At 51.1% G+C, this 12791-nt stretch carries 9 protein-coding genes and 1 pseudogene; 7 read left to right on the forward strand and 3 right to left on the reverse strand.

What is annotated here, in order from left to right:
* Window positions 1-635: 635 nt before the first annotated feature.
* The 6 genes from X474_RS23600 to X474_RS23625 all read left to right on the forward strand — a co-directional run bounded on the left by X474_RS23600 (window position 636) and on the right by X474_RS23625 (window position 7833).
* Entirely contained in the window at window positions 636-1418 is a 783-nt protein-coding gene (locus X474_RS23600; RefSeq protein ID WP_044352449.1) for a GntR family transcriptional regulator, read from the forward strand.
* 83 nt (window positions 1419-1501) lie between these two features.
* The gene (locus X474_RS23605) at window positions 1502-3151 is read left to right on the forward strand and encodes an FAD-binding protein (protein WP_044352450.1); all 1650 of its coding nucleotides are present in this window, start codon (window positions 1502-1504) and stop codon (window positions 3149-3151) included.
* Window positions 3152-3178: 27 nt separating this feature from the next.
* On the forward strand, window positions 3179-4783 hold the full coding sequence (locus X474_RS23610) for an FAD-dependent oxidoreductase (RefSeq protein ID WP_044352451.1): 1605 nt from the start codon (window positions 3179-3181) through the stop codon (window positions 4781-4783).
* Window positions 4784-4844: 61 nt separating this feature from the next.
* A complete protein-coding gene (locus tag X474_RS23615) occupies window positions 4845-5786 on the forward strand; it encodes a tripartite tricarboxylate transporter substrate binding protein (protein WP_044352452.1) in 942 nt (313 codons plus the stop codon).
* A gap of 78 nt (window positions 5787-5864) precedes the next feature.
* On the forward strand, window positions 5865-6308 hold the full coding sequence (locus tag X474_RS23620; protein WP_044352454.1) for a tripartite tricarboxylate transporter TctB family protein: 444 nt from the start codon (window positions 5865-5867) through the stop codon (window positions 6306-6308).
* A 28-nt stretch (window positions 6309-6336) separates the two neighbouring features.
* Window positions 6337-7833, forward strand: coding sequence for a tripartite tricarboxylate transporter permease (locus tag X474_RS23625; protein ID WP_044352455.1), 1497 nt, complete (start codon window positions 6337-6339; stop codon window positions 7831-7833).
* 110 nt (window positions 7834-7943) lie between these two features.
* Here X474_RS23625 and X474_RS23630 read toward each other — a convergent pair whose 3' ends face one another.
* Window positions 7944-9773, reverse strand: coding sequence for a sigma-54 interaction domain-containing protein (locus tag X474_RS23630; protein ID WP_052515573.1), 1830 nt, complete (start codon window positions 9771-9773; stop codon window positions 7944-7946).
* Between the two features lie 218 nt (window positions 9774-9991).
* On the opposite strand from X474_RS23630, the gene X474_RS23635 reads away from it, so the two are divergent.
* Window positions 9992-10408 carry a hypothetical protein gene (locus X474_RS23635; RefSeq protein WP_044352456.1) on the forward strand — a complete coding sequence of 139 codons (417 nt, stop codon included), beginning with the start codon at window positions 9992-9994 and terminating at the stop codon, window positions 10406-10408.
* Window positions 10409-11689: 1281 nt separating this feature from the next.
* Here X474_RS23635 and X474_RS23640 read toward each other — a convergent pair.
* Both X474_RS23640 and X474_RS26385 read right to left on the reverse strand, forming a co-directional pair.
* Window positions 11690-12259 (reverse strand): annotated as a pseudogene (locus X474_RS23640) (tetratricopeptide repeat protein); the annotation flags it as partial.
* Window positions 12260-12389: 130 nt separating this feature from the next.
* Window positions 12390-12743: a tetratricopeptide repeat protein gene (locus X474_RS26385; protein WP_156360908.1), complete on the reverse strand. Its 354-nt coding sequence runs from the start codon at window positions 12741-12743 to the stop codon at window positions 12390-12392.
* Window positions 12744-12791 lie beyond the last annotated feature (48 nt).

The raw sequence follows: 12791 nt of genomic DNA on the forward strand, positions 1-12791 counted from the left end.
CGCGATGCACCGTGCATCTTGGTTCCTCAATAAAATGTTATTTTGCTGACATATTAAAATCATAAGCCTGGTAAGCTTCTAATTTGCCGGGCTTTTAGCCTTGATTTCCCCCAGACCTTTATCCGCCTCGGCAGATGCCTATCCACTATAGGCAGGCGGTTTCAGTCATTATTTTTTTTATCACGGTCATGGCAAACTTAACCTCTCTGATCAAAATAATAAAATCGGCCTATTTCCAATGGACCATGGGCAAAACCGGCCACCGGCGGCAAGCTAGGTGAACCGGCTGGAAATCTTGTGCATCTGGTCAATACGGTTCGCTCCCAGATCAAGGATTTTGACTGGTCTGTCTGCGCGGCCCGGCGTTTTTTTTCTTCCCCCTTTTTTTTTAGGCTGATCCTGGAACTTTTTTCGTTTTTTCCCTTGTTTGGCTTGCAGTTTTTCTTCTTGTATGGTTTTAGGGTTAACCGTTTAACCATGTTATAGTGATAACTCGTTTACCACTACCATGGTTGAGGTGGAATTATTTTAATAATTTACCTGTAAAATTAATTATTTAGCAAAACTGACCTACAAAGTAGTTGCATTATTGTGTTGTAGGGTTATAGTAACAACTTGATAAGAGAGGTACGTAGATGACGGAACTAAGCAAACTGCCGGATTTAAACTCTGGGGACTTTAAACCCCTTTATGTCCAGCTTTGCGAGGTGTTAACTGCTTACATCCGCGAAAACGGCCTGGTGGAAGGCGATTCGGTGCCTTCTGAAAATGAGCTTATAAAGCGCTACAGCATAAGCCGCACCACCATAAGACAGGCCTATCAACACCTGGAATCCCAGGACGTCATCCGACGCATCAGAGGTAAAGGCTCCTTTGTGGCCTCTCCCAAACGCCGCGACTGGGTGCGGCAGTTCCAATCCATAGAAAAGATGCTTGCCGAGCAGGGCGTCAAGGCCACCAACCGGGTTTTGGAGATGGGCGAGGACTACCTGCCTGTGGACTGCGCCCGTGACCTCAAACTCGCCCCCGGCACCACCGGCCTTATGATCAAGCGCCTGAAACTGGCCGACGGCAAGCCCTATGCCCTGGAAGAACGCTACCTGCCTCATGAGGTGGCTGATCAATTGGATAAGGAATTGCTCAAGACCTGCTCCCTTAACGATCTTATGGACAGCAAAAGGGAGACCAAGGTCATTGAGATGAACTATCGTATTGGCACTTTCCCCCTTACCAAAAAAGAGGCCCAGTCCCTTAATGTCGACATGGGTTCGCTGGTGATCAGGCGAAGCGGTGTGTATTTCAACGCAGAATACAAACCGGTTATGTGGGGCCGACTCACTTTTTTGGCGGACAGGGTGGAGCTGACTTACTCGTTTCACAGAGACGATAAAAACTGGGGTGGAATCACCCTCGGCTAGGCGGTCCGCGAGTGCCTTCTGCGGATCCTTGGCCGCATTATAGTGCGGGACATTCCTTTTTTGTCCCGTCCCAAGGAGGAGTAATGGGAAACCAGTATCTTGAAGCGGATCTGCTGATTATCGGCGGAGGCAGCGCCGGCTGTATGGCCGCCATCCGAGCCCTTGAGCTTGATCCCGAGTTGAAGGTGGTGATCTTTGAAAAAGGCGATATAGACTACTCAGGCTCCATTGCCCGCGGTATGGATGCCTTGAATATCGTATCCATTCCCAACCTCACCTCTCCGGAACTCTACGTGGAGAGCGTCACCGAAGGTTCGGCCGGGGTTGCCGATGCCCCGGCCAGTCACCTGATGGCTGCCCGATCCTTTGATCTTTTGAAAAAACTGGAAGGCTGGGGAGTGTATTTCCCCCTGGATGCCTCGGGCAACTACCGCACCCTGAAATATCACGTAAAGGGCAATTTCCAGACCGCCATGCAAGAGCCGGACTTAAAGACCATGATGTCCGGCATGACCAAGGAAAAGGGGGCTTTTGCGGTCAACCGGGTCATGGGCGTGAAACTGTTGCAGGACGGACCCAAGGTCAGCGGTGCGGTGGGGCTCAATGTGCGCACCGGCGAGATGGTGGTGGCCAAGGCCAAGGCGGTGATTGTCTGTGCCGGTGGTCAGGCCAGGTTCTCTTTGCCCAACTCGGGCTATCTCTATGGCGGCTTTGACTTCCCGGGCAACACCGGCGACGGCTATGTCATGGCTTATCGGGCCGGAGCCTCGCTCACCGGCATGGAGGCCACCCAGAGCCCAGTGGTTATAAAAGACGCCAATATGCCTCTTTTGGCCGTCACCGTGACCAGGGGCGGCAAGGTCCTGGACATGCTGAACAATGTGATCATGCAAAACGAGGTGAATCACATAAGCCGCATGAACGAGGTCCATGAAAAAGGCTTGGGGCCAGTGCGTATCAGGCTGAGCCACCTGGACGAGGCAGTCATTCAGGAGATTGAAGGCATCCTCTTCACCACCGAGCGCCCGGTCCAGGAGCGCTTTTTTAAGAACCGCAAGATCGATTTCCGCAGGGATGATATTGAACTCTGGCCCACTGAGTGCCAGCTCTGCGGCGGCCATGGCATCAGCGGGGTGAGGGTCAATGAAAAGGCCGAGTGTCAGGTCCCCGGCCTGTTTGTGGCCGGTGACGTGGCCAGTGTGCCCAAGCAGCACTTAAGCGGTGCTTTGGTCTTTGGTGAAGTGGCTGCGGAAAGCGCCGTTGAATTCATGAAGGAGAATAAAAAGGCGGAGTATGACCCGGCCCAGGTGCAAGAGGCCATAGGTCTCAGGAATCAAAGGGCCGAGGCCAAGACCCGGGAGTTGGATGTCCGGGAGCTTGAGTTCAAGGTCCGCCGCTTTATCGGTGACTATCTTATTGGCCTTAAAAATAAGGACAAATTGGAAAAATGGCTGCATTGGTCTGAGATCTTCCGCGACCAGCTCGCCAAACAGACCAGGGCGGCTAATCCCCATGAACTCTCCAAACTGTATGAGGTGGAGCACATTATCCAGTGCGCCGACTTCTCGGCCGTGGCCTCCCTGACCAGGACCGAGAGCCGTTGGGGATCCTCCCACAGAAGGGCCGATTATCCGGAGCAGGACGACAAGAACTGGAAATGTCATGTGGTCTTGCAAAAGGATGAAGATCCCTCCCGCATCAAGGCTTTAAAAGCGCCTGTGATCGGTATGTAGCCAATCCCGGAAATGGAGAGTTCGAAGATGATTTCAGATGTGAATATAAAAATAGACCGCGATCTCTGCTTTGCCTGCGGCAACTGCGTTGATCGCTGTATCATGGATAACTTAAGGCTTTCCGTGGCCCCCTGCCGCCAGGCCTGTCCCTTGAATCTGAACTGTCAGGGCTATGTAAGGCTCATCGCCCAGGGCAAGGAAGAGCTGGCAGCCCAAGAGCTGCGTAAATACACCCCCTTTGCCGGAATCCTGGGTGCGGTCTGCTCCCGGCCTTGCGAATCCTCCTGCGAGCGGGGCAAGACCATAGGTGACGGGGCTGTGCAGATCAGGGCACTGAAACGCTACCTGGCCGCTAAATACCCCGAGATTGTGGAAACCCCGCCCGAAGTGAAGAAGACCTCCAGGAAAACCTGTGTGGTGGGTTCAGGCCCGGCCGGTTTGGCCGCGGCCTATGAAATGGCGGCGGCTGGTCATGAAGTGGCGGTCTATGAAGCCGCTGAAAAGCCCGGCGGTTTTTTGCTGGGGGCCATTCCCGCCTTTCGCATGCCCGAAGCCGAGTTGAAAAGGGCGCTGGATCTCCTTGGCAAGATGGGTGTCAGCTTTAAAACCGGTTTCAGACTGGGTGAAAACCTGGAACTTGATCAGTTGGAAAAAGACTATGAGGCCGTGGTTCTGGCCCTGGGCGCGGGCAAGGCAATGAAGCTTAACGTGCCCGGTGAGGACCTGGAAGGTGTTTTCCCCGGCCTGGATCTTTTGGCCAAGGCCAGAAACGGCCTGGCCGAGGATATGGAGGGCCGTGAGGTGGTGGTCATAGGCGGCGGCAACACGGCTGTTGATTCGGCTGTCACCTGCCTGCGTTTGGGTGCAGCCAAGGTGACGATGCTGTGCCTGGAAGGACCTGACCAGATGCCCGCCCATGCCGAGGAGTTGGCCCTGGCCCAAGAAGAAGGCGTGCATCTGCTTAATTGTCTTGGCGTTACCGGCATCAGGGCACAAGGCGACAGATTGGCCCTGGACCTGTCCCGTTGTTTGAGGGTCTTTGATGGTAAAGGCGTTTTTGCACCCCTTTTGACTGAAGAATTAAAGCCCGCTCCCCTGATAGCGGACCAGGTGGTGGTGGCCGTGGGGCAGACCCTTCAGAACAGCGGCCTTGACCAAAACCTTGAGCAAGAGAACAAAGGCCGCCTGGCCGCAGAACCTTACACCCAGAAATCTCCGGCCAGGGAAAAGGTCTTTGTGGCCGGTGACTGCCTGAACGGACCCAGTTCAGTGGTAAGGGCCATGGCCTCGGGCAAGGAGGCCGGAATCTCGGCCAACCGTCTGTTGGCCGGGCTTGAGTTGGACTATGAGAGGGATTTTTACCTGACCAATGGCCTGGAAAAGGAATATGTGGTTGAGCCGGAAAGGGCCAGGGACATAGCCCGAACAGACCTTGACCCCAAGGGCCGGACCGCCTTGGACGGCCCCCTGGAACGTAACTTAAACGATGAACAGGCCAAAAGGGAAGCCGAACGCTGCTTAAGCTGCGGGCGATCTTTTGAGCTGAACAAAACCTGCTGGTATTGCCTGCCCTGCGAGGTGGACTGCCCGGTTGAAGCGTTGGAGGTGCGGATGCCTTATCAGGTCCGCTAAGGAATGGATTTACTTATGGGCATTGGCCTGACCAGTCAATGCCCTTTTTGGGAGGTGCGAGATGAAGCGAGGAGTCTTTTCTTTTGGGTTGACTTTGCTTTTGGCCCTGACCCTTTGCCTGGGTGGCAATGCCTTGGCCAAATATCCTGATTCACCTGTTAACCTGGTGGTTGCCTTTAAGGCCGGCGGTTCGCTGGACGCCACTTTCCGCGTCTTTGCCAAAGCATTGGGCGATGAGTTGGGCCAGCCGGTGGTTGTCTCCAACCGGGCCGGAGCCGGCGGCGCGGTGGGTGCCAGCAACCTTAAGATGGAAAAGCCGGATGGTTATACCATTGGAGCCAACGTTAGCCTGCCTTTCACTTTAAGCACTTTAGTCTCCAAGACAAATTACAAAGTAGATGATTTTGACTACCTGGCCGGGATCTGTTTCACCCAGCCTGCCTTTGTGGCCAGCCCTAAAAAAGGCTGGAAGAGCTGGGCCGACCTGGTGAAAGCGGGCAAGGAAAAAGGCATGCTCACTTTTGCCAGCCAGACTACCTGGGACAAGCTGGCCGCCAAGTTGATCAGCAAAAAGGTGGGTTTCACCCTGGCCCCGGTTCCAACCAAGGGCGGCGGAGAGATGGTGCCTTCACTTTTGGGCGGGCATGTGGATTTCGCCTGGAGCGGCGGTGTGCACTATAAATACGCCATTGCCGGCAAGATGGTGGTTTTAGCTGCCTGCACCTCAGAGCCCTTGATGGCCTTTCCGGATGTGCCGACCTTAAAGCAGTTGGGCTATGATATTTCCATGGACGTTCCCTTTATGCTGGTTATGCCCAAGGGCGTGAATGCAGAAGTGAAAAAGACCCTGGAACAGGCGGCCAAACGCGCCTTTAACCATGAGGAAGTACAGAAGCTCTTAAAGGAAAAACTGCATATGCCGGCGGTCTTCATGGATTCGCCCCGGATCACTGAGCTGATTCTAAGGTCTCATGATTCATACAAGGCTTATCTTGATAAATAGCTGAAAACCACAGTCTGCGGCAGGCCTTGAGTTTGCCGCAGACTAAAGCGGAATTATTTTCGCTGTGGGGTGATAAATATGCAACGCACGGATTTTTTTCTCTCCATTGGGTTGATTGTCTTTGGCCTCTTGATGGCCATATGGGTGGCGCCGAGCCAGTGTGCCCCGGCTCCGGAGTTTGGCATGCCCCCTGCCGCGCTGCCTGTTGCCTGTTCAGTTTTGCTGGTTGGCTTAGGCCTGGGGCTTTTATATAAAAACCTCCCCAAGACCTGGTCAGGTAAAGAGAAAACCGTTTTCAGCGCCGGATCGCTTAAGAGCGTGGGGCTTAATTTCGGGCTTTCCCTGGCAGGGCTCTTGATCATGGCCTGGCTGGGGTTTATAGCCGGAGGCTTTTTTATAGTCGCAGCTTCCATGCTGTGTTATGGGCAAAGGTCGCCTGTGATTGTGGGGAGCTTTTCCCTGTTGGTGCCCTTGGCGGTCTTTTTGTTTTTCCGTTACGGACTCTTGATAAAGCTCCCTTAGGTAAAGGGAACCAGCGGACTGTAAACAAATGGATATGATTCTGGCAGGATTCGCCGATGCCCTGCAATGGGGCAATATACTTTATCTGGCCATTGGCGTGGCCACCGGGGTCTTGGTGGGGGCGGTGCCCGGCCTTAACGGACCCATGGCCATTGCCCTGGCAGTGCCTTTGACCTTTTACATGAGCCCTTTGCTGGCCATTGCCTTTTTAGTGGGCTTAAACAAGGGCTCCACCTTTGGCGGCTCCATTGCCGCAATTTTGTTGAACACACCCGGCTCCCCCGAGGCGGTCGCCACCACCTTTGACGGTTATCCCCTGGCCAAAAAAGGCAAGGCCTTGAAGGCCCTTAAAATGGCGCTTTACTCCTCGGTAACCGGTGACACCTTTTCCGACCTGGTCTTGATCTTCGTTGCCGCGCCCATTGCCACTGTGGCCCTTAAAATGGGGCCGCCGGAGGTTTTGTGCGTGATCATCTTCGCACTTTCCCTGATCGCCGCCCTGGAGAGCGAGTCCATGCTTAAAGGCCTGGTGGCGGCTGTGTTCGGGGTGCTTTTTGCCTGTATGGGCATTGACCCCATGAACGCCTCTCCCAGGCTTACCTTTGGGGTTATGGACCTGCAAAGCGGCATCCCCCTTATTGCAGTAGGCATCGGCATGCTGGCCTTGAGTGAGGTCTGGAATCAGTTGGAAAAGGGCGCGCAAAGCAAAGAGAACATGATCGTGATCGATCAAAATTTGCCCAAAGCGGATCAAAGAATTTCTTTCAGGGAATACCTGGCCGCAGGCAAGACCATTCTGCGATCCAGCCTGATAGGAACTGCGGTGGGCACCTTGCCCGGCTTAGGCACCACCATTGCCGCTTTTTTGGGCTATGGTGCGGCCAAAAGGGCCAGCAAACACCCGGAGACCTTTGGCAAGGGCGAGTTGGAAGGGATCGCTGCGGCCGAGGCGGCCAATAACGCAGTGGTGGGCAGTAACATGATCCCGCTTTTCACCTTGGGCATTCCTGGCAACGTGGTGGCCGCTCTGCTCATCGGAGCCTTTATCATCCACGGAGTCACCCCCGGCCCCATGATGTTTGAAGAAAACGGGCAACTTATCTACGGCATCTATGCAGCAATGCTCGTGGCCAATGTTCTTAACCTTTTTATAGGCAACCTGGGGCTGAAGGTTTTTGCCAAGGCCTTGAGCGCGCCGAAGAACATTGTCTACCCCCTGGTTATTTTTGTTTGCCTCACCGGGGGATACCTGGCCGAAAACAGCTTGCTGGCTGTTTTTATCATGCTGGTCTTTGCCTTGCTGGGCTACTTTATGCGCAAGCTCAAATTGAGCTTTGTAACCTTTATCATTGGATTTGTTCTGGGACCCATGCTGGAGATGAGCCTGCAGCAGACCGTGGTTATGTCCTGGGTCAATCCTTTTTTCATAACCCAGCGCCCCATAGCCATGGTGTTTTTGGCTTTGACGGTTGTATTTCTCTGGCGCATAGCCCATAGCCGCAGGAAAAAAGAAAAGGCGGCCTAAGGCCTTTGCCGCCTGATTAACTGTTTAACCGCAAGGGATATGAACCCGGGGTGAAAGTTCACGAAACCTGCTTTTGCCCCGGTTTTTTTACGGGCAAAGGGGAGGGGCTGTCAGAGGGAGGTCTTTTGGGTGATGCCCAGTTTCTGCATCTTTCGGAAAAGGGTCTTTCTCGGCAGGTCCAGGGCCTTGGCAGTGCGAGAGCGGTTCCAGCCGTTTTGTTCCAGGGCGCTTATGAGAATTTTTTTCTCGAGGGCCATCATGGTGTCCCTGAGCCCCTTGGTGGTTTGCCCCAGTTCATCATCCACAAAGGGAGGCACCAAGACGCCTGTTTCCTTGATGCCGACCTGCAGGAAATCCAGGTTGCCAAAGGCCATGTAGCGTTCCAGAATGTTGTAAAGTTCACGCACATTTCCGGGCCAGTCATATTCCAATAATATGGCCAGATCCTTGCTTGATATCTTGGTGGAATATCCCAGTTTGTTCAGGATGTGCTCTGCCAGGTGAGGGATGTCCTCCTTGCGCTCCCTTAAGGGAGGCAGATAGACCGGTATGACATGGATGCGGAAAAAAAGGTCCTGTCGGAACCGACCCGTTTGGGCCATATGCTCTAAGTCTGCATTGGTGGCGGCTATCACCCGGAATTGGGCCTTGGTGGGCTGGGCGCTGCCTATGGCAGTATATTCGCCGGAACCCAGGGCGCGCAGAAGTTTAACCTGGCTGGTCTGGGTGAGCTCGCCTATCTCGTCCAGGAAAATGGTGCCGCCTTTGGCCTGGTCCAGAAAACCGGTTTTGTCGGCATGAGCGCCGGTGAAAGAGCCTTTTTTGTGGCCAAAGAATTCGCTTTCAAAGAGTTCTTCCGGAATGGCTCCGCAGTTCACCGGCACAAAAGGAGCTTCGTTTCTTTGACTGAGTTCGTGAATGGCCTTGGATACCAGTTCTTTGCCTGTGCCGGTTTCACCATAAATAACTATGCTGAAATCACTGGAAGCCGCCCTGATAATCGACTCGAAAACCTCTTGCATCTTGGCGCTTCGGCCGATTATGTTGCCCAGCCGCACTCGATAGTCAATGGAGGTCTTAAGCCTTATATTTTCAACCTTGAGCTGCCTGGATTCCTTTTCCATCAGCTCTTCGCGCTGCTTGAACTCCGTGATATCCATCACAAACGAAAGCACGGCTGGTCTGCCTTGCCATTCAATCGGCACCGGCCTGCCTTCAAACCAGAATTTACGGCCCTGCCTGCCCACACCGGTCCATTGAAAGTTCAGCTTGGAATCTTCCTGCTTGCTCAGGTTTTTGATCACTTTTGTGTGTCTGGTGCGATCTTCTTCAACCAGAAGGTGGGCCGAGGGCTTGTCTATGAGTTCCGCAGGGTTGGTGTAGCCGAACATGGTGCAGAAGGTCTGGTTTACAAAGATCAGCTTGCCGTCTTGCATAAGCGCCACACCAGCCGGCACATGCTCGGCCAAAATGCGCATGCTGGCCAGTTCGCCTGTGTCCGAGGGACCGGCAAGGGCCACGGGATCTGTGGCAAATACTGTCTGGATAAGAGTTTCGTTGGAATTTTGGCAAGTTACCAGCTCGGTTATCTCCAGTTTCTGGTCCCAGACAGTGCTGTAGTTGCGGACTCCCACCCAATCACCAGCCATGGGCAGCCTGAAGAGTTTGGCCTGGCCATAGGCGGCTCGGGCTTCGGCCCAGTTGTTTTTCAGATAATAGCTTACCAGCCAGGTTTGGCTGTTAAAGGGCGGTTCGGTGATCTTGGTGCCCACCACCCTTTCTGCTTTCAGGTTGGTGAGTCTTTCCATGCCCTTGTCCCAGGCCACAATTATATGGTCTTTGCCCACGACAAACTGCCCGGCTTGAACCTCACCGGACAAGGGCCTGAGACTAGCGGCTTCAAGGTTTGCGGCGTGCTGCATGTTTTTGGGTCTGCTCATGTTTCCGCCGAACAAGTAGCTTAGTATACTAGATTTTTGATCCTGTACTTTGAGTTATACCTTATGCGCCGCTTCCGGGCGAGGGCCGGATAGTAATTGTCTACATCTTTTGTCTGGTTGGCGGTCGGAACCTTGATGATCTCCACGGATTTCTTGTTCCAGCGAATGATCTTGAGCCCGGAAAGGTCTGCCTGGGTCTTGACCGCCTTTTGGGTGGTATGAAGCTGATAAGTGGTGCCGGCTCAAAACCACAGGATGTTGTCTTTCTGGAACTCGGGGTAATTCTGGTACAGGTCCCAGAATACCAGGGAGCCGCCTCGGCGCTGGGGGCTATGCCGGGAAGCTCCAACACCGTGCTGAGGTTGAATTTACCGGCGGTCCTGGGGCAGTCGTTGCCGCCGATATTGATCATGCCGCTGATGGTGGTCGTTCAGCGAGGTCGAGGTATTGGGGTTGTAGTAGTTAATTTTGATTTGGCCCTTGGTGGCCTTTTCAATATCCTTGAACCAGGGTTTTCAGGCGTTCACTACCGCGGAGTGAGTGTTCATATAGACCGTAGTCATGCAAAGTTCCATATTTGCCTGGGCTGCCCCAAAAGAATTCAGCAACATGACCAGAGCAATAGCGGCTCCTAATATGGGTTTTTTGCGGGAAATCATTCCAACCTCTCGTTTTGGCTGTTTTCCTAACCTAGATTTGGCTGGGTCGACATCAGGCGCGAGTCGTTGTTGGCCTTTAATTCTCAACTTTTCCCGGCCAGTTGTGGCTTATTCGCCCTTAGATGCCTCCTCTTGGCTCTTAATGTTTGCTTGGCCTGGAAACCGTTTGGCCACAAGGCAGGAAAGGCAAAGGTATTTGGCCTGACAAAGCAGGGGGGGTCGTTTCGGATTCAGGTATGAAGAATCTGAGCGAACGAGGCCTGCATCGAGGTCTTGACCTGCGCCTTTTGTTTCTGTTTTTCAGATAATTGCATGAAAAAAGGTTCTATCTTCAAAGAAAGACAACAGGATTTGCATAGATCGCAATCGGCTTGAAAGATCATCCGGTAGAAAACCAAGTGGTTCGGGGAAGTAATTATAGCCTTAGTATTTCTATTGCAGCGATGGGTTATTTTGCCGCTTGCGGTCTGTGAGGCAGGCCTGTTTCCAGTAGAACCTGGGTGCTGGGTTGCAAAAAACTTTGCCCGGTTGGGGTGAGCCTTCAGTCGAAAGTTTGTATTGTATGGGGCCTGCTGGGATCAATTCTGAATTCTGTTTATAATACAATTGGTTGCGAGGCGTTTTTGCCCCTTTTTTTGTTTGGCGCCTCGTCTTTTGGCCGGTGTTTGGGTCAACAACGACTCTTTAGTCTCATTTTAACCCAATTCCTGAACCAAAATATGTGCCTGAGTTTATATAACCCAAATTATATATGAATAACAACAGGATGCTAAAAATAAGATTGATACAATCAAATTTATCACTGGTCATTTATGGTCCATTTCATGAGCATTGCAGGCTCTCTTTCTTAGCTTCCATTAATAAAATGTCCCCAAATCGCCCCTTTCTTAGCTGATGCAAGGAGAGCAGGCAAAATAGCCCAATGGGCCAGAGGGATGGCTCACTGGGGTGCATAGACCTGTCTAAGCTTTCCTAAAAAGATGGAATAGGAGAATTTTAAATAGGTTATGAATTAAAACCAGAGTCGGACTTATGGGGGGGATTTAAGGAGAAGCGCCTTGTCGTCGCAAAAGCGCCCGCTTTACCATGAAGCTTATGAATAAACGCACCGGCAAGACCTTGCTGGGCATACCAGTGCTGCTGATTGTAAGTCTCCTATCGGGATATGAGTATTATAGAATCGCGAGTTTTGTTTAAATCCCGCCTGGAGGCAAGAGCCGGACCTGGATGAATCATGCTTATAACTAGCAGGGTTTGTTACATGTATCCAGCAAGTTTTAATTTGAATGCTTTAAGAAGATTCTGATTCCTCTTTTGGGTTTCACCTAATATTGAACAGGCCTTGGCCCTTTTAATATATACCTTGTAATACTTGGGCTTTACTTCTATGGCTCTTGAAAAGTCTTTAATGCTGTCAGGGTATCGCTTAAGTTTCAAAAAGGCTAAACCGCGATTATAAAGCGCTGAAGATGAATCCGGTTTATGTGTTAAGTATTTATTGTAATCAGACAGAGCAAGATCATACTCTTTTAACTCTAAATAGATATCTCCTCTCTTAAGATAAAATTTGTGGTATTCGGGGAGAATCTGGATGGCCTGGTTGATTGCTTGAAGAGCCTCTGCATATTTTTTCATTTCTTTTAGGAGTAAGGACTTGTGATAATAAGTTTTCCAAGAGCCAGGACTGATTTTGATGCCTTGATTGAACCAGATTAAAGCTTCTGAAAATTTGTTTTGTTTTTTCTTGATGTGCCCCTTTATGATATGAGAGCTGGGATCACCTGAGTTGCACTTGATGGCTTGTTCAATGAAGAATAAGGCCTGATCGTACTTATTTTTTGATGATAAAAATAACTTTTTCCATGTAACCTAAGTGAAGATTTGGGCCAATTTCTAGGGCTTTATCCAAATCCTCCATGGCTTTATTCATATTGTTTCTGTTTGAGCAAAGAAACCTTCAAATTGCATATGCTAAAGCATAGTCAGTTTTTATTTCTAGAGCAATACTTATATCTTTTAATGCAGAATTAAAGACCTTTATTTTTCTGTGGACATTACCTCTAATGGTATATGCTTCAGCCAACTTCGCTTTACTTAACTTACCTGATTCAATTTGCTTGGTGCATATGTTAATTGCTTTACTGTAATTTAATTCTGTGGAAGCTTTCCAGGCTTCATTTTTTAGTAAATGCGCAAGCTTAAGTGGAAAATAGTTTCGCACTAAAGTGGATATTACTAAATAAATAATTAAATATTCTTTAGTTTTTGTAATGCATTGTAAATTTAATCTCTCCCCAGTCGGTAATTTCAATAACTAAAAATTAAAAAGAAATATTTCGTGAAAAATAGTCTTAATAAA

The sequence above is a fragment of the Dethiosulfatarculus sandiegensis genome (assembly GCF_000931935.2).
GTDB classification, from domain to species: domain Bacteria; phylum Desulfobacterota; class Desulfarculia; order Desulfarculales; family Desulfarculaceae; genus Dethiosulfatarculus; species Dethiosulfatarculus sandiegensis.